Source organism: Klebsiella sp. CB_Kp196 (assembly GCF_040061575.1).
GTDB lineage: Bacteria > Pseudomonadota > Gammaproteobacteria > Enterobacterales > Enterobacteriaceae > Klebsiella > Klebsiella michiganensis.
This window is the reverse complement of sequence record NZ_JBEAFH010000057.1, coordinates 61,357-77,548: the sequence shown is the minus strand read 5'-3', so window position 1 is coordinate 77,548 and position 16,192 is coordinate 61,357. Positions and strand designations below refer to the sequence as shown.

The 16,192-nt window shown below is 54.1% G+C and carries 15 protein-coding genes; 6 read left to right on the top strand and 9 right to left on the bottom strand.

The genetic code is table 11. The features are described 5' to 3' along the window. The first annotated feature begins 10 nt into the window (after nucleotides 1-10). From ABLU87_RS20875 to ABLU87_RS20865, 3 genes are all read left to right on the top strand, one after another. Nucleotides 11-628, top strand: a complete 618-nt coding sequence (locus tag ABLU87_RS20875) for a DMSO/selenate family reductase complex B subunit (RefSeq protein ID WP_009653301.1) — start codon at nucleotides 11-13, stop codon at nucleotides 626-628. A gap of 1 nt (nucleotide 629) precedes the next feature. Beyond that, entirely contained in the window at nucleotides 630-1,493 is an 864-nt protein-coding gene (locus ABLU87_RS20870; protein ID WP_025107512.1) for a dimethyl sulfoxide reductase anchor subunit family protein, read from the top strand. 274 nt (nucleotides 1,494-1,767) lie between these two features. Then, nucleotides 1,768-2,916, top strand: coding sequence for an MFS transporter (locus ABLU87_RS20865; protein WP_009653261.1), 1,149 nt, complete (start codon nucleotides 1,768-1,770; stop codon nucleotides 2,914-2,916). 39 nt (nucleotides 2,917-2,955) lie between these two features. Here the strand turns inward: ABLU87_RS20865 and ABLU87_RS20860 are convergent, their stop codons facing one another. The 5 genes from ABLU87_RS20860 to ABLU87_RS20840 are packed head-to-tail and all read right to left on the bottom strand — an operon-like array spanning nucleotide 2,956 to nucleotide 6,726. Beyond that, on the bottom strand, nucleotides 2,956-3,393 hold the full coding sequence (locus ABLU87_RS20860; RefSeq protein WP_025107511.1) for a PTS sugar transporter subunit IIA: 438 nt from the start codon (nucleotides 3,391-3,393) through the stop codon (nucleotides 2,956-2,958). Nucleotides 3,394-3,446: 53 nt separating this feature from the next. Further along, complete coding sequence (locus ABLU87_RS20855) at nucleotides 3,447-4,358, bottom strand: transketolase C-terminal domain-containing protein (RefSeq protein WP_025107510.1); 912 nt, start codon at nucleotides 4,356-4,358, stop codon at nucleotides 3,447-3,449. Then, nucleotides 4,358-5,155 carry a transketolase gene (locus tag ABLU87_RS20850; RefSeq protein ID WP_064358368.1) on the bottom strand — a complete coding sequence of 266 codons (798 nt, stop codon included), beginning with the start codon at nucleotides 5,153-5,155 and terminating at the stop codon, nucleotides 4,358-4,360. Before ABLU87_RS20850 ends, ABLU87_RS20855 begins: the two co-directional genes overlap by 1 nt. 12 nt (nucleotides 5,156-5,167) lie before the next feature. Then, the gene (locus tag ABLU87_RS20845) at nucleotides 5,168-6,433 is read right to left on the bottom strand and encodes a PTS ascorbate transporter subunit IIC (RefSeq protein WP_014228634.1); all 1,266 of its coding nucleotides are present in this window, start codon (nucleotides 6,431-6,433) and stop codon (nucleotides 5,168-5,170) included. Between the two features lie 17 nt (nucleotides 6,434-6,450). Next, nucleotides 6,451-6,726 carry a PTS sugar transporter subunit IIB gene (locus tag ABLU87_RS20840; RefSeq protein WP_014228635.1) on the bottom strand — a complete coding sequence of 92 codons (276 nt, stop codon included), beginning with the start codon at nucleotides 6,724-6,726 and terminating at the stop codon, nucleotides 6,451-6,453. A gap of 122 nt (nucleotides 6,727-6,848) precedes the next feature. Here ABLU87_RS20840 and ABLU87_RS20835 point away from each other — a divergent pair, with 122 nt between their 5' ends. Then, entirely contained in the window at nucleotides 6,849-7,706 is an 858-nt protein-coding gene (locus ABLU87_RS20835; protein ID WP_025107508.1) for a MurR/RpiR family transcriptional regulator, read from the top strand. A 54-nt stretch (nucleotides 7,707-7,760) separates the two neighbouring features. On the opposite strand, the gene pflA is transcribed toward ABLU87_RS20835, so the two are convergent. The 4 genes from pflA to ycaO all read right to left on the bottom strand — a co-directional run bounded on the left by pflA (nucleotide 7,761) and on the right by ycaO (nucleotide 14,042). Then, nucleotides 7,761-8,501 carry a pyruvate formate lyase 1-activating protein gene (pflA, locus tag ABLU87_RS20830; RefSeq protein WP_122117349.1) on the bottom strand — a complete coding sequence of 247 codons (741 nt, stop codon included), beginning with the start codon at nucleotides 8,499-8,501 and terminating at the stop codon, nucleotides 7,761-7,763. Nucleotides 8,502-8,704: 203 nt separating this feature from the next. Beyond that, nucleotides 8,705-10,987 carry a formate C-acetyltransferase gene (gene pflB / locus ABLU87_RS20825; RefSeq protein ID WP_014228637.1) on the bottom strand — a complete coding sequence of 761 codons (2,283 nt, stop codon included), beginning with the start codon at nucleotides 10,985-10,987 and terminating at the stop codon, nucleotides 8,705-8,707. Nucleotides 10,988-11,038: 51 nt separating this feature from the next. Continuing rightward, the gene (gene focA / locus ABLU87_RS20820) at nucleotides 11,039-11,896 is read right to left on the bottom strand and encodes a formate transporter FocA (RefSeq protein ID WP_004849465.1); all 858 of its coding nucleotides are present in this window, start codon (nucleotides 11,894-11,896) and stop codon (nucleotides 11,039-11,041) included. A 385-nt stretch (nucleotides 11,897-12,281) separates the two neighbouring features. Beyond that, nucleotides 12,282-14,042 (bottom strand): 30S ribosomal protein S12 methylthiotransferase accessory factor YcaO, encoded by a 1,761-nt coding sequence (gene ycaO, locus ABLU87_RS20815; RefSeq protein ID WP_014228638.1) that lies wholly within the window; start codon nucleotides 14,040-14,042, stop codon nucleotides 12,282-12,284. 114 nt (nucleotides 14,043-14,156) lie between these two features. On the opposite strand from ycaO, the gene ABLU87_RS20810 reads away from it, so the two are divergent. Both ABLU87_RS20810 and serC read left to right on the top strand, forming a co-directional pair. After that, nucleotides 14,157-14,849 carry a DUF421 domain-containing protein gene (locus ABLU87_RS20810; protein ID WP_014228639.1) on the top strand — a complete coding sequence of 231 codons (693 nt, stop codon included), beginning with the start codon at nucleotides 14,157-14,159 and terminating at the stop codon, nucleotides 14,847-14,849. Between the two features lie 186 nt (nucleotides 14,850-15,035). Continuing rightward, entirely contained in the window at nucleotides 15,036-16,124 is a 1,089-nt protein-coding gene (serC, locus tag ABLU87_RS20805; protein ID WP_004849472.1) for a 3-phosphoserine/phosphohydroxythreonine transaminase, read from the top strand. The last annotated feature ends 68 nt before the right edge of the window (nucleotides 16,125-16,192 follow it).

Below are 16,192 nucleotides of genomic sequence, written 5' to 3'. Positions count from 1 at the left end.
GGAGTAACCGATGACAACTCAATATGGATTTTTTATTGATTCCGCCCGTTGCACCGGTTGCAAAACCTGCGAACTGGCTTGTAAAGACTATAAAAACCTCACGCCGGAAGTGAGCTTCCGTCGTATCTACGAATACGCCGGCGGCGACTGGCAGGAGGATAACGGCGTCTGGCAGCAAAACGTCTTTGCCTATTACCTCTCTATTGCCTGCAACCATTGTGAGGATCCGGCCTGCACCAAAGTTTGCCCGAGCGGGGCGATGCATAAACGTGAAGATGGCTTTGTCGTTGTCGATGAAGATGTCTGTATCGGCTGTCGCTATTGCCATATGGCCTGCCCGTACGGCGCGCCGCAGTACAATGCGACAAAAGGTCATATGACCAAATGCGACGGCTGCCACGAGCGCGTCGCCGACGGCAAAAAGCCGATTTGCGTGGAATCTTGCCCGCTGCGCGCGTTAGATTTCGGCCCGATTGAAGAGCTGCGCCAAAAACACGGCCAGCTGGCCGCCGTTGCGCCGCTGCCTTCGGCCCACTTCACTAAACCGAGTATCGTGATTAAACCTAACGCCAACAGCCGACCGTGTGGAGATACCACCGGCTACCTGGCCAACCCGAAGGAGGTGTGAGATGGGGAGTGGATGGCATGAATGGCCGCTGATTGTTTTCACGGTCTTTGGTCAGTGCGTGGTGGGCGGCTTTATTGTGCTGGCTCTGGCGCTAATGAAAGGCGACTTATCGCGTGAACAGCAACAGCGCGTCGTGTGGAGCATGTTTGGCCTGTGGGTGCTGATGGGCGTGGGCTTTATTGCCTCAACCCTGCATCTTGGGTCGCCCATGCGCGCGTTTAACTCGCTTAATCGCGTAGGCGCCTCGTCGCTCAGTAACGAAATCGCCAGCGGGGCGCTTTTCTTCGCCGTTGGCGGCATTGGCTGGCTGCTGGCGGTGGTCAATAAGCTACCGGCGGGGCTGCGTCATCTCTGGCTGGTCATTACCATGGTGCTGGGGATTATCTTCGTCTGGATGATGGTCCGCGTCTATAACACTATTGATACGGTACCCACCTGGTATACGGTCTGGACGCCGCTTAGCTTCTTCCTGACGATGTTTATCGGCGGTCCGCTGCTGGGATATCTGCTGCTGCGCGTTGCCGATGTCAACGGCTGGGCGATGCGCCTGCTGCCAGCGGTGACCCTGCTGGCGCTGGTGATTAGCGCCATCGTGGTGCTGATGCAAGGCAGCGAGCTGGCGACAATCCATAGCTCTATTCAGCAGGCCTCGGCGCTGGTGCCAGCCTACGGCTCGCTGATGGCGTGGCGCCTGGTTGCGCTGGCGTTGGCGCTGGTCTGCTGGATTGCCCCCCAGCTCAAAGGCTACCAGCCTGCGCTGCCGATGCTGGGGCTGGCTTTTGTGCTGGTGCTGATCGGCGAGACGATCGGCCGCGGCGTCTTCTACGGCCTGCATATGACCGTTGGAATGGCAATCGCCAGCTAATCGCCCTTTATCGCGCCAGAAACCCTTATTCTGGCGCGATAAAAAGTGCGGTCGATTCATGAAATATTTCTACCGATATTCCCACCGCTATTTTCCAATAAATTAATAAAAACAATGGAATAATATAAATAGCTATTCTGTTGTCGATCCGCTGGATAAAAAACTTCTATCGTTCCCCCGCAAACCGCGTCACGCCTGATTTCAGGCGGATTGACAATGTTTGCAGCAGTGGCATGATGCGCACGAAATCTGAACTCCATCACGGTTTATATCCATGACCATCTACACCCGGCCAGTGCAAATGCTGCTCTGTGGCCTGCTTTTGTTGACCCTGGCGATAGCGGTTTTAAATACGCTCGTCCCGCTTTGGCTCGCCCATGAAAATATGCCGACCTGGCAGGTCGGGATGGTGGGCTCGTCCTATTTTACCGGTAATCTGGTGGGAACATTGCTTGCCGGATGGGTAATTAAGCGTCTGGGCTTTAACCGCAGCTATTACCTGGCATCGGTTATTTTTGCCGTGGGCTGCGTGGGTCTTGGTATTACGCTGGGTTTCTGGAGCTGGTTCAGCTGGCGCTTTATCGCCGGCGTCGGCTGCGCGATGATTTGGGTGGTGGTGGAGAGCGCGCTGGTCTGTAGCGGCACTTCGCGGAGCCGGGGTCGCCTGCTGGCGGCGTATATGATGATTTATTACGTCGGCACGGTGCTGGGCCAGTTAATGGTCAGCAAGCTGCCGACGGATCTGATGAGCGTTCTGCCGTGGGTGACGGCGCTGGCGCTGGCGGCCATTCTGCCGCTGCTGTTTGCTCGCGTGGCGACTCAGGCCGATGAGCCGCACGAACCGGCGCGTATCTGGCCAATGTTAAGGCTGCGTCAGGCCCGTCATGGCGTCAACGGCTGCATTATTTCCGGCATTGTGCTCGGTTCGCTGTATGGCCTGATGCCGCTGTGGCTCAACCACCAGGGCGTTAGCGATTCCGGCATCGGCTTCTGGATGGCGGTGATGGTGAGCGCGGGTATCGTGGGGCAGTGGCCGATTGGCCGGCTCGCCGATCGCTACGGCCGTCTGCTGGTCCTGCGCGTTCAGGTGTTTGTGGTGATTCTCGGCTGTCTGGCGATGTTAAGCCAGGCCGCAATGGCGCCCGCGCTGTTCGTGCTGGGCGCTTCCGGCTTTACGCTCTATCCGGTGGCTATGGCCTGGGCCTGCGAAAAAGTTGAGCGTCATCAGCTGGTGGCGATGAACCAGGCGCTGTTAATGAGCTATACCGTGGGCAGCCTGCTTGGGCCGACGCTGACCGCCATGCTGATGCAGAACTTCTCTGACAATCTGTTGTTTATCATGATTGCCAGCGTGTCATTCATCTACCTGCTGACGCTGCTGCGCAAAGCGGGGCACCATCCTACGCCGGTGGCGCACGCCTGATTTTTCAGAACATAGCCAGGGCACGACCCTGGCTATAGATTAATGCGACGCAAGAAGCGCAATAAACTGTGCCCGGTTTTGCACCGTGCTGTATCGCTGAAGTCTCTCCCCCTCATCCAGCCAGCAGACTAACCGCTGGATGGTCTGGATATGCTGTTCACTATCGGCCGCCGCCAGTACGACTATCAACCGAATGCCGGGATGCTCCGGAAAATCAACGGCCTCGCTACAGCAAAGCAGCGAAAGCGCGCTGTTTCTGCTCAGCACGCCGGCTTCCGGACGCGCGTGCGGTAGCGCAAACGCCGGGCTCAATATATACCAGGGGCCATCCTGCTCCGTGGCGCTGATAATAGCCCTGGCATAGCCCCCGGTGATTTTTCCCTGCTCCTCAAGCGGGCGGCAGGCGAGATGAACGGCGCTGCGCCAGCTCAGGCAGTCGCTGGTGAACTGACAGGCGGAAAATAGCCTCTCTTCCATAAACGTTCCCTTTATGGGCGAGCCGACCGCCAACTGACCGGCTCGCCTGGTGGTTAGCGTAGCGCGTTAAACAGCGCGTCTCCCGAGATGCCATATTTCGCTTTTAGCTGCCTGCTATTTCCCGACTCGGTAAATGTGTCCTGCGTTCCCAGACGCGTAAGGCGCGCCGGATGTGCCTTTTGCGCCAGGGTTTCCGCGATCAGGCCGCCGAGGCCGCCGTTGACGGTGTGATTTTCAAGCGTAGCGATAAGCGGGCAGCCTTCGACCAGCCGATAAAACGCCTGCTGGTTGAAGGGTTTGACGGTTGCAACGTGAATAAGCTTGCCCTTTTTGCCGCTGGCGAGCAGCTTTTCATAGCCGTCGGTAGCCTGTTCCAGTACCGTTCCTTCAAACAGAATCGCAAAATCCGTGCCGCTGTCGGCGATGGCGGCGATATCGCTGACCCGGGGAACTACGCTTTTGTCGCGAACCGGCATCGGCTCGCGCGCCACGCGAATATAAACGGGTCCCTTTATTTTTGCCGCCTGCTCGAAGGCCTCGGCGATTTCTTCCGCATCTGCCGGGGTCAGGACGGTTAATCCCGGAAGGACGCGGGTCAGCGCTAAATCCTCCAGCGCATGGTGCGAAGCGCCGTCCGGGCCATCATCCATACCGGGGTGGCTACCGACGAGTTTAATATTGGCTTTGGCATAGCAGGCCTGCCGCAGCTGGGTCCAGGCGGTGCCGGTGACGAACATCGCAAAGTTAACATAGAAGGGCATAAAGCCTTCCAGCGCCTGGCCGACCGCGAAGCTCATGGCGGAACCTTCCGCAATGCCCATTTCGAAAAAGGCCTCAGGATAGACGGCCTGAAACTGGTCGGTACGGGTAGAGCTGGCTAAATCGCTGTCGATAACAACAACGGGATAGCCCTTTTCTTTTAGCGCAATCAGGGCATGCCCGATCTCATCACGGGGTGCTTTCATCACTGTAACTCCTCCATCGCCTGCTGAAATTGTTCTTTGCTCGGGGTTTTTGAGTGCCAGTCGCCGTTGTTTTCCATATAGCTGACGCCGGAACCTTTGGTGGTGCGCGCCACGATGGCGACAGGTTTACCTTTCAGGTGACGGGATAGCATCAGGGTATCGGCAACCTGATGCATATCATTGCCGTTGTGCAGTTCCAGTACATGCCAGCCAAAGCTGCGGATTTTGTCCGCCAGCGGCTCGAGATTAATGACGTCATTGACCGGATCGTGGGAAGAGAAGCCGTTGTAATCGATGATGGCGACCAGATTATCCATTTTCATATGCCCGGCCTGCTGTAAGGTTTCCCAGATTTGGCCTTCATGCATTTCGCCATCGCCAACGATGGCAAATACCCGGTGCGGATCGTTGCGCCGCTTTTTGGCGACCGCCATACCAAAAGCAATCGACAGCCCCTGGCCAAGCAGTCCGGTTGTCGCATCGACTTCCGGCAGCGACTTAATGCTCGGGTGCCCCTGCAGGCGCGAGTTGATCTGTCGGAACGTATTGAACTCGCTGCGCTCGATCTTGCCTTGTTGATACAGCATGGCGTACTGCGCGGCGACGGCGTGGCCTTTACTCATCACCACGCGCGAGCGGGGGGAGGCGGCCAGATCGACTTCCTGGTAATAGAGCCAGGTAAGCACGTCGATTATCGACAGCGCCCCGCCCGGATGGCCAATTCCGGACTCGTAAATCATGGTGACGATCTCGCGGCGGGCGGCAAGCGCGTGGGATTTCAGTTCATCAATGTTCATGTTCATTCCTTCTTAGGGCAGCATTTTACCGATGTAGTACACGACCAGACCCAGAGCGACGAAGTCGGTTTCCGGGAAGCTGGTGCCTGAAAGACCGACGGATTCCATAATCGGGTAAATCAGCGCCGGGCCGATGCCGATCAGGATCCCGGTGATAAAGCTTCCGGCAATCGCGCCTTTCCAGCCGCCGGAGGCATTACCAAATACCGCTGCGGTCGCGCCAATAAAGAAGTAGGGAATGGCTACCGGGATAATCACGGTTTGGCCAAGGATCGCCAGAAAGCCCATCACCACCAGCCCGCCGACAAACGAAGAGATAAACCCCAGCACCGTGGCGGTCGGGGCGTAGGGGAAGACCACCGGGCAGTCGAGCGCGGGTTTGGCGTTAGGAATAAACTTCTCCGAGATACCGAGGAAGGCCGGAACAATTTCTGACAGCAGCAGGCGTACGCCGGTAATGATGATGTACAGCGAAGCGGTAAAGGTCAGCGACTGAAAGAGCGGATAAACCAGCCAGTGCATCCCGCCTGCCGCTGCGGTGACCGCGGCTTTTCCGGCAGCGAGCGCGGCGATGTAGTAGAAGATGCTCACAGAGATCGACACCGAGACGATGTAATCTTTAAAGATCCCCAGCCAGCCGGGAAGATTCAGCTTTTCGGTGGATTGTTTCGGATCGCCGACCTTTGCGCCAATCCAGCCGGAGGCGGCGTAGGCCAAGGTGACGTAGTGCCCCATCGCTATCTCATCATTACCGGTAATTTTTCGCATCCACGGCTGCGCAATGGCCGGATAGAGGCAGGCGGCGAGACCCAGCAGCACGGAGCCGACAATGATGGTCGTCATGTCGCTGTAGCCCAGCGCCTTCAGCGTTACGGTAAGCAGCGCGGAGAGATAAAGATTATGTTGCCCGGTAAGAAAGATGTATTTAAACGGCGTCACGCGGGCAAAAAACAGGTTCCAGCCAAAACCAATCACCATGATCAGCGACACGCACATGGCGAATTTGGTTTGCGCCAGTCCGGTTAGCGCTTCTGCCAGCGGCATGACGCCCTTCAGGCCAAATCCATCGCTGAACAAGGTCTGAAAGTTACCCAGGGAAGTGACTGCCAGACCGGCGCCGCCGGCAAAAACCAGAAAGCCGACGATGGTTTTGAAGGTGCCGGAAAGGACTTTTTCAATCGGCTTACGTTGGATTAACAGGCCGATTAATGCAATAAAGCCAACTAAAAGTGGGGTTACGCCCAGAATGTCGAATACAATAAATCTGAGGAAATCCATATTGCCTCCGGGAGAGGTTAGTTGCTTTGAACGATATCGGTGAGCGCAGACTCCATCTCTTCACTGTTCATCAGGTCGGTGATGCCGACCGCTCTGAATCCGGCGGCTTCGACTTCGTCGGTGAGATCGCGCATAGTGATGACAAAATCAATATCTCGCCAGGTGCGTAACCCTGAGAGGACGTCATGCTCCAGCTCGATATTCCAGCCGTGCTTGTCGATGATTTTTTGTGCTTTGATTTTGAGCATTAAGGAGCTGCCCATACCGGTACGACAGACTATGAGACCTTTCATTCGATGTTCTCCTGTTTGTAAAAATAATTATTTTTATTTATTTGTGTGAGATAATAATTATTATCTTTGCGGCAGGACGAAAGATGTGACTGTGTTTGCATTTTGAGCAAATAAGGCAAAACATGAGCCAGATAGACAATAACTTGTTGATAAGCATAAGAAACGGAGCTTCAGGGCTAAGCCCGATACTGGAGAAAGTTGGCCGTTTTATTACGGAAAATCCTGACTTTGTGATGCGTCACACGATTTCAGAACTGGCCGACTCCATTGATACCAGTGAGGGGAGTATCACCCGTTTTTGTCGGGCCTTTGGTTTTAAAGGTTTCTCGGATTTCAGAACCGCGCTGGCGATGGAGCAGGGCGCCGCGCGCTCGGAAGACCACGGTACCAACGAGAGCGAAGAGATTGCGCCGGTGCTGGCGAGCATTCGCGACAGTAATGCCATTGTCGATAACCAGGAGCTGAAAGCCGCGGCCGACTGGCTTAACACCCTGAACAGCATTGCTATCTATGCCGTGGGCACGGCGGTGCCGGTGGCGTTGTTCCTGCAGATGAATTTAATCAATATGGGTAAGGCGGCCAGCTTTATCGATCGCTCCTATCCGGCGGCGATGCCGCTGCTTTCGGATAACCAGAAAACCGGCATTATTGTGGTGCATAGCGAACAGGCGTCGGCGGATATGATGCAGGCCCTGTCGCTGGCAAAGCAGCAGGGCGTTAAAATTTTATCGCTGACCCGCGGGACGTTTGCGCCGCTGGCCCGTTTATCTGACTGGAATCTTCAGGCGGCGGTGGCTTTACAGGGGGAAGGGGAGTCGGGGTTTGCGGAAATCGCCGGCGCAATGATGGTGGCCGACCGGATCCTCAGCGCGCTGGAAGAGCAGGATGAACGCTATGCGGAATACCGAAAAGCGCATCAGAAGCGCATTTTCTCGATTGAGAGCGTGGCGAATAAGCTGTCGGAATATTTTATGTCCTGACGCTGATTTTGTTGGGGAAACACCCGGTAGCGCAATCTCTACCGGGCGGGGATTTTAGTACATCACTTTATGACCGTACTGTTCCAGAATGCCCTTCACGCGTTCCATGGTCTCTTTCTTGGGCGGATGGACGCCGTCCAGCTTGTACTCTTCGCCCATGGCTACCCATTTGTGCTTGCCCAGCTCGTGGTACGGCAGCAGTTCGATTTTCTCGACGTTGCCCATGTCACGAGTAAACTCGCCCAGGCGATGCGCTGAATCATCATCGTCGGACCAGCCCGGAACCACAACGTAGCGGATCCAGACGTTGATGTTTTTGTTTGACAGGTAACGGGCAAACTCCAGCGTCCGATGGTTAGAGACGCCTACCAGATTCTGGTGAATTTCATCATTCATTTGCTTGAGGTCGAGCATCACCAGATCGGTGACTTCCAGCAGTTCATCAATAACCGGGTCGTAGCGGCGCACAAAGCCGTTGGTATCGAGACAGGTATGAATACCTTCTCTCTTACAGGCTCGGAACCAGTCGCGAACAAATTCGGCCTGCAGGATAGCCTCGCCGCCGGATGCCGTCACGCCGCCGCCGGAAGCGTTCATAAAGTGGCGATAGGTCACCACCTCTTTCATCAGCTCTTCAACGGTAATCTCTTTGCCGCCGTGGGTATCCCAGGTATCGCGGTTGTGGCAATAGAGGCAGCGCATCAGGCAGCCCTGGAAGAAGGTGATAAAGCGGATCCCCGGGCCATCGACGGTGCCACAGGATTCAAAGGAGTGAATGCGACCAATTGTTGACATTGCGGTGATATCTCCGAATTTGGCCCATCCGGGGCCTATGTAGATGCACAGCTCAAAGGCTATGTCGAGTCTGTTTTGGCTGTTATCCATAAAGTATAGACAGCAGACAAAAGAGACTGGGGCAGGATGATATTGCTAAAAAGGCCCCACTTGCGTGGAGCCTTTATTGTACGCTTTTTACTGTACGATTTCAGTCAATACCATTACATGGTCTGAGTGAAGGTACGAGTAATAACGTCCTGCTGCTGCTCTTTCGTCAGGGAGTTAAAACGTACTGCGTAGCCGGATACGCGGATGGTCAGCTGCGGATATTTTTCCGGGTTTTCCATCGCGTCGAGCAGCATTTCGCGGTTCATAACGTTGACGTTCAGATGCTGACCGCCTTCGATGGACGCTTCGTGGTGGAAGTAACCATCCATCAGGCCGGCGAGGTTAGTTTTACGAACTTCGTCGTCTTTACCCAGCGCGTTCGGCACGATAGAGAAGGTGTAAGAAATACCATCTTTCGCGTAAGCAAACGGCAGTTTTGCAACGGAGGTCAGAGAGGCAACAGCACCTTTCTGGTCACGGCCGTGCATCGGGTTAGCACCTGGTCCGAACGGAGCGCCAGCGCGACGACCGTCAGGGGTGTTACCGGTTTTCTTACCATACACAACGTTAGAGGTGATGGTCAGAACGGACTGAGTCGGGATAGCGTTGCGGTAGGTGTGCAGTTTCTGAATTTTCTTCATGAAACGTTCAACCAGGTCAACGGCCATATCATCGACGCGAGAGTCGTTGTTACCAAACTGCGGGTATTCGCCTTCGATTTCGAAGTCGACAGCCAGACCGTTTTCGTCACGAATCGGTTTAACTTTCGCATATTTGATTGCAGACAGGGAGTCAGCCGCAACGGACAGACCTGCGATACCACATGCCATGGTGCGGATAACATCACGGTCGTGCAGCGCCATCAGGGAAGCTTCGTAGCTGTACTTGTCGTGCATGTAGTGGATGATGTTCAGCGCAGTGACGTACTGTTTAGCCAGCCAGTCCATGAAGTGATCCATGCGGTCCATCACTTCGTCGAAGTTCAGAACGTCGCCTTTGATCGGTTCAGATTTAGGACCAACCTGCATTTTCAGTTTTTCATCAACGCCGCCGTTGATTGCGTACAGCATGGTTTTCGCCAGGTTAGCACGCGCGCCGAAGAACTGCATTTGCTTACCAACAACCATCGGGCTTACGCAGCAAGCGATAGCGTAGTCATCGTTGTTGAAGTCAGGACGCATCAGGTCATCGTTCTCGTACTGCAGAGAAGAGGTATCGATGGACACTTTCGCGGCGTATTTTTTGAAGCTCAGCGGCAGTTTTTCAGACCACAGAATGGTGATGTTCGGCTCCGGAGACGGCCCCATGGTGTACAGGGTGTTCAGGAAACGGAAGCTGTTTTTGGTGACCAGAGTACGGCCGTCAACGCCCATACCGCCGATAGATTCGGTTGCCCAAATCGGGTCGCCAGAGAACAGTTCATCATATTCAGGGGTACGCAGGAAACGAACCATACGCAGTTTCATGACCAGGTGGTCAATCATTTCCTGTGCGTCTTGCTCGGTGATTTTACCGGCTTTCAGGTCACGTTCGATGAAGATGTCCAGGAAGCTGGAGGTACGACCGAAGGACATTGCCGCGCCGTTCTGAGATTTAACGGCAGCCAGGTAGCCGAAGTAGGTCCACTGGATAGCTTCCTGAGCGGTGGTTGCCGGACCAGAGATATCGCAGCCGTATTTTGCCGCCATTTCTTTGATCTGACCCAGCGCACGGTGCTGTTCAGAGATTTCTTCGCGCAGACGAATAGTTCCTTCCAGATCTTCGCCGTTTTCCAGTTTCTCTTGCAGAGAGACGAACTGAGCGTATTTGTCTTTCATCAGGAAGTCGATACCGTACAGCGCAACGCGACGGTAGTCACCGATGATACGACCACGGCCATAGGCATCCGGCAGACCGGTCAGAACGCCAGATTTACGGCAGTTCAGGATGTCTTTGGTGTAAACGTCAAACACGCCCTGGTTGTGAGTTTTGCGGTATTCAGTGAAGATTTTCTTCAGCATCGGGTCCAGCTCGCGATTGTACGCTTTGCAGGAACCTTCTACCATTTTGATGCCGCCGAACGGGATAATCGCGCGTTTCAGCGGAGCTTCAGTCTGCAGACCAACGATTTTCTCGAGACCTTTCTCGATGTAGCCAGCGTCATGAGAAGTGATGGTGGATGCAAGGGAAGTATCAAAATCAACAGGCGCGTGAGTGCGGTTTTCCTGTTTAACGCCTTCCATTACGGTGTCCCACAGCTTGGTGGTCGCGTCAGTTGCGCCAGCCAGGAAGGACTCGTCACCTTCGTACGGGGTATAGTTTTTCTGGATGAAGTCGCGGACGTTGACTTCGTTCTGCCAGTCACCTTTCGCAAAACCTTCCCAGGCTGTGGCTAACTTTTCATTAAGCTCGGACATGTAACACCTACCTTCTTAAGTGGATTTTTTATTTACTGCCTGAAACAACCCTTAGTGATGGTCGTCGCCACGCAGGTAAATGACCCAGTATGTCAACCCAACCAGCAGACCACCGCCGATGATGTTCCCGATAGTTACCGGAATCAGGTTATCAGTGATGAAGTTCATGACGGTCAGGTGAGAGAAACTTTCCGGAGTTGAACCGACAGCGGTCCAGAATTCCGGGCTTGCAAAGTCGCGGATAACGATACCCAGCGGGATCATAAACATGTTCGCGATACTATGCTCAAACCCGCTGGCAACAAACATTGCCACCGGTAAAACCATAATCATGGCTTTATCCATCAGGCTGCGGCCGGAGTAGCTCATCCATACCGCAAGGCAGACCATCAGGTTTGCCAGGATACCCAGGCACACGGCTTCAACAAAAGTATGGTGCATTTTGTGGTCGGCGGTTTGCAGAACGTTAAGTCCCCATTGACCGTTGGCAGTCATATATTCGCCTGAAAGCCACATCAGCAATACAAAGAGTAAGCAACCAATCAGGTTACCAACATAGACGTTGAGCCAGTTTTTCGCCAGTTGACCCCATGTGATTCTTCCGCTGGCTTTCGCGACAACGATAAGAACGGTTGAGGTAAACAGGTCGGCACCGCAAATAACGCAGAGAATCAAACCTAGTGAGAAGCAGATGCCTCCAATCAGTTTGGCAACCCCGAATGGCATCCCGGCCGTGCCGGTTGTCGCGGTAATATAGAAAACAAAAGCGATAGAGATGAAGACACCTGCGGTGATCGCCAGATAAAACGTCTTTATCGGATGTTTTGTCGCTTTATAGACACCCGCTTCTTCGGCGACTTTCGCCATGGCAGCAGGGAGTAAAAGATCAAAAGGGTTGTCAGCTTTCACACTAACTCTCTCTTTATGTAAGTTGGCGGTGAGATACTAACAAAGCATTATAGAAGGGAATTTGATGTAGATCATATCCTACCGGAACTATAGGCCTTTTGAGTGTGTGGATTTGCCTTAATGTTGGTTTAAATTGTTGTTTTTTAATAAAAAAATAAATTTTAAAATTTACAAATAATGTTGATTATTTTCATTTTACCCCCGTTTTTCGGTTAATTAAAATGGGGTATTTTTATTAAAATTAACAATATTTGCGGTGGGATTTTATTATTTCTCACCACTAATTAACTTTATGGCTACAATCGGGCTTTGGGGTTGCGGAAAACATAAAAATGGGGGCCTTCGCCGGCCCCCATCATAGGGTTATTCAGGCAGTAAAGCGCGCTTATTTACCCCAGAATGCTGCTTTTGCGCGCTGCAGCTTTTCGTAGGCTTTCAGCAGCGACTGATGAGCCGGGAACGCGAGCAGGTCGCTGTCTACTGCCTGCAGGCCGTAGAACGGCGCTTCTCCGCTCAGCGCGGCGCTGGCGGCTTCTACGGCATCGGCGCCGTACATGCGTACAAAAGCGTTCAGATACTGCAGCGGCTGGCGCTCCTCTTCCTGGCTCAGCAGCAGCAGGGTTTGCAGGCAGCGGTAGTAATTAGCGCGCTCGGCGCTAAAGATTGAAGCGTTGAACTCCATGGTCCACTCGGTCCAGATTAGCGCCTGCTCGAGATCGCCGCCCGCCAGCGCGAGCATGGCTTTCAGCTCGCCAATGCGCAGCGTATACCAGCCGTTGTCTTTGCCGGTCGCCAGACCCAGCAGTTCGCGCACGCGGGTGAAGTCATCAAGGCCTTCATCATCCATTTGTTCGATAAGCGCCAGATAATCTTCTTTTTCCCACTCGCTTTCCGGCAGGGAAAGAATCGTTTCCCGCAGAGGCGCGCCCATGCTGTTATTTGCCAGCCAGAGGTCTTCCGCCGGATAAATATCAGACATGCCCGGGACAATGATTCGGCAGGCGTAGACGCTCAGGTGTTCGTAATCGGCGATGTAAACTTCTTTATCTTCTTGTTTAAAGATAGCCATCAGGGTGGCGAACTCTTCCTCCGTGGTTCCGGAGAAGCTCCAGTCCACGAACGGGTAGTCGGCATCCTGCTTAAACATATCCCAGGAGATCAGGCCGCTGGAATCGATAAAGTGCGTTTCAAGGTTCGCATGTTCGGCAACTTCTTCATCGTCGAAGGTGGGCGGCGTGAAGACGTCGAGATCTTTCAGGCTGCGGCCCTGGAGCAGTTCGGTAACGGTACGTTCCAGCGCCACGCCGAAATCGGGATGCGCGCCGAAAGAGGCGAAACAGGTGCCGTTAGCTGGGTTAAACAGCACGACGCAGATAACCGGATATTTGCCGCCGAGCGAACCGTCATAAGCGAAAATCGGGAAACCTTCGGCCTCCAGCTTATTGATCGATTCAACTACGCCCGGATAGCGCGCCATCACCTCCGCCGGGATCTCCGGCAGACTGATGCTTTCGGCGATAATGCGGTTTTTAATATGCCGTTCGAACACTTCTGAGAGGCCCTGAACGCGGGCTTCGTTGCGGGTGTTGCCCGCGGACATCCCGTTAGAAACGTACAGGTTGCCGACAATATTCATCGGAATATAGACCGTTTCACCATCAGACTGGCGGGTGAACGGCAGGCCGCAGACGCCGCGATCGTCATTCCCTGACTGCAGATCGACCAGCATGCTGGCGGTTAACTGATCGTCAGGATCGTAGAACGCGCGCAGGCGGGTATCCAGCAGGCCTTCCGGTACTTCGTCATCGTCGGTTAACGGGAACCATTTTTCATTCGGATAGTGAACGAAGGGACCGTTGGCGATAGTCTCGCCCAGCCAGAAGTCGGCAAAGAAATAGTTGGTCGAGAGGCGCTCAAAGTACTCTCCGAGCGCGGAGGCGAGCGCGGCTTTTTTGGTGGCGCCTTTGCCGTTGGTGAAGCACAGGGCGCACTCTTTATCGCGGATATGCACTGACCAGACGTGCGGAACCGGGTTGAGCCATGAGGCCTCTTCAATATCGAATCCGAGGTCGTGCAACTTCTGCTGGAAGCGAGCGATGGAATCTTCCAGGGCGGCATCTTTGCCGGGAATAAATGTTTGAGTCATGGCAGTCACTTTTATCGTACGTAAAGCGCGCAATGATACGGGTTTTAGATGACGGGTGCTATCTCCATCGTCTGGCTATGCTTATGTCACTCAATAACTGTTCAGGCGTTAATCATGAAGACATTTGACTGGCATCGTATGGCACTGGATAAAGTGCCCGTGGAATTTCTGGCCGAGGTGGCATTACGGAGCCTCTACACCTTCGTACTGGTATTTATTTTTCTCAAGATAACCGGGCGGCGGGGCGTTCGTCAGATGTCACTGTTCGAAGTGCTCATCATTTTGACCCTCGGTTCGGCCGCGGGCGATGTCGCATTCTATGATGACGTTCCGATGCTGCCGGTACTGGCGGTTTTTATCACTCTGGCCCTGCTGTACCGATTGATTATGTGGCTGATGGGGCATAGCGAAAAACTGGAGGATCTGCTGGAGGGTAAGCCGATTATTGTTGTGGAAAACGGCGAGCTGGCCTGGGAGAAACTGCAGGCGGAAAACATGACCGAATTTGAGTTTTTTATGGAGCTGCGAATCAGCGGGGTTGAGCAACTGGGGCAGGTGCGGCTGGCTATTCTGGAAACCAACGGGCAGATCAGCCTCTATTTCTATGAGGATGACGATGTTAAAGCCGGACTCTCCATTCTTCCTTCCCGCTTTACCGATCGTTTTACCACGATACCCCGGGACGACGAGTATGCCTGCGTTCGCTGTAGCGCAATCCTTACGCTACGAGCCGGGGATAAACAATTATGCCCTCGCTGCGCAAATGCAGAATGGTCGAAGGTCAGCCGGGCAAAAAGAGTCACCTGACAGCAATTATGTCGGTTTTATGACGTCAAGCTGGCAGATTCTTTTGTGTGAGCGAGGCCGCATTTCCCCGACGCTCAGTTTTAGCCATTGCGGTGCGTGTCACTGAATGATAAAACCGATAGCCACAGGAATAACTTATGCCCGCGACGGTTCGCGGGTAAATAACATAGCAAGTGGTGAGGGGAAATGGCTCAGGTCTATAACTTCAGTTCAGGCCCGGCAATGCTGCCGGCGGAAGTACTCAAACTGGCACAAAAGGAACTGTGCGACTGGAACGGTTTGGGGACGTCGGTGATGGAAATCAGCCACCGTGGTAAAGAGTTCATTAAGGTGGCTGAAGAAGCGGAACAGGATTTTCGCTCCCTGCTCAATATTCCTTCCAACTATAAAGTTTTATTCTGCCACGGCGGCGGTCGCGGACAGTTTGCCGGTATCCCGCTGAACCTGCTTGGCGATAAAACCGTTGCCGACTACGTTGATGCCGGCTACTGGGCGGCCAGCGCGGTAAAAGAAGCGCATAAATACTGCACGCCGAACGTGATCGACGCCAAAATCACCGTTGACGGCCTGCGCGCGGTTAAGCCGATGAGCGAATGGCAGCTGACCCCTGGCGCGGCCTACCTGCACTACTGCCCGAACGAAACCATTGACGGTATTGCCATTGAAGAAGCGCCAAACTTTGGCGACGATGTGGTCGTCACGGCGGATTTGTCATCGACGATTTTATCCCGTGAAATTGACGTCAGCCGCTATGGCGTGATCTACGCGGGCGCGCAGAAAAACATCGGTCCCGCAGGTCTGACGCTGATTATTGTGCGCGAAGATCTGCTGGGTAAAGCCAGCGTAGCCTGCCCATCGATTCTTGATTACTCCATCCTGTCCGCCAATGACTCCATGTTTAACACGCCGCCGACGTTTGCCTGGTACCTGTCAGGTCTGGTGTTTAAATGGCTGAAAGAGCAGGGCGGCGTTGCCGCTATGGATAAAATCAACCAGCAGAAAGCCGACCTGCTGTATAGCACCATCGATAACAGCGGTTTCTATCGCAACGATGTCGCTGCGGCGAACCGCTCGCGCATGAACGTGCCGTTCCAACTGGCGGACAGCGCGCTTGATAAACTGTTCCTCGAAGAGTCCTTTGCCGCAGGTCTGCATGCGCTGAAGGGCCACCGCGTCGTGGGCGGCATGCGCGCTTCCATTTATAACGCCATGCCGCTGGCGGGGGTGAAGGCGCTGACCGATTTTATGCAGGACTTCGAACGCCGTCACGGTTAATCGCCGCCGCGTTTTTTCATCCCCGCAGCCGGTCTGCGGGGTTTTTATTCTGTTTGTTTGAGAGTTGA

Coding starts and splice junctions, on each gene's coding strand:
- serC (WP_004849472.1), top strand. CDS start 15,036: ATGGCTCAGGTCTATAACTTCAGTTCAGGCCCGGCAATGCTGCCGGCG.
- ABLU87_RS20850 (WP_064358368.1), bottom strand. CDS start 5,155: ATGAACATTGATGAACTGAAATCCCACGCGCTTGCCGCCCGCCGCGAG.
- ABLU87_RS20835 (WP_025107508.1), top strand. CDS start 6,849: ATGAGCCAGATAGACAATAACTTGTTGATAAGCATAAGAAACGGAGCT.
- pflB (WP_014228637.1), bottom strand. CDS start 10,987: ATGTCCGAGCTTAATGAAAAGTTAGCCACAGCCTGGGAAGGTTTTGCG.
- ABLU87_RS20875 (WP_009653301.1), top strand. CDS start 11: ATGACAACTCAATATGGATTTTTTATTGATTCCGCCCGTTGCACCGGT.
- pflA (WP_122117349.1), bottom strand. CDS start 8,501: ATGTCAACAATTGGTCGCATTCACTCCTTTGAATCCTGTGGCACCGTC.
- ycaO (WP_014228638.1), bottom strand. CDS start 14,042: ATGACTCAAACATTTATTCCCGGCAAAGATGCCGCCCTGGAAGATTCC.
- ABLU87_RS20865 (WP_009653261.1), top strand. CDS start 1,768: ATGACCATCTACACCCGGCCAGTGCAAATGCTGCTCTGTGGCCTGCTT.
- ABLU87_RS20860 (WP_025107511.1), bottom strand. CDS start 3,393: ATGGAAGAGAGGCTATTTTCCGCCTGTCAGTTCACCAGCGACTGCCTG.
- ABLU87_RS20810 (WP_014228639.1), top strand. CDS start 14,157: ATGAAGACATTTGACTGGCATCGTATGGCACTGGATAAAGTGCCCGTG.
- ABLU87_RS20855 (WP_025107510.1), bottom strand. CDS start 4,358: ATGAAAGCACCCCGTGATGAGATCGGGCATGCCCTGATTGCGCTAAAA.
- ABLU87_RS20840 (WP_014228635.1), bottom strand. CDS start 6,726: ATGAAAGGTCTCATAGTCTGTCGTACCGGTATGGGCAGCTCCTTAATG.
- ABLU87_RS20870 (WP_025107512.1), top strand. CDS start 630: ATGGGGAGTGGATGGCATGAATGGCCGCTGATTGTTTTCACGGTCTTT.
- ABLU87_RS20845 (WP_014228634.1), bottom strand. CDS start 6,433: ATGGATTTCCTCAGATTTATTGTATTCGACATTCTGGGCGTAACCCCA.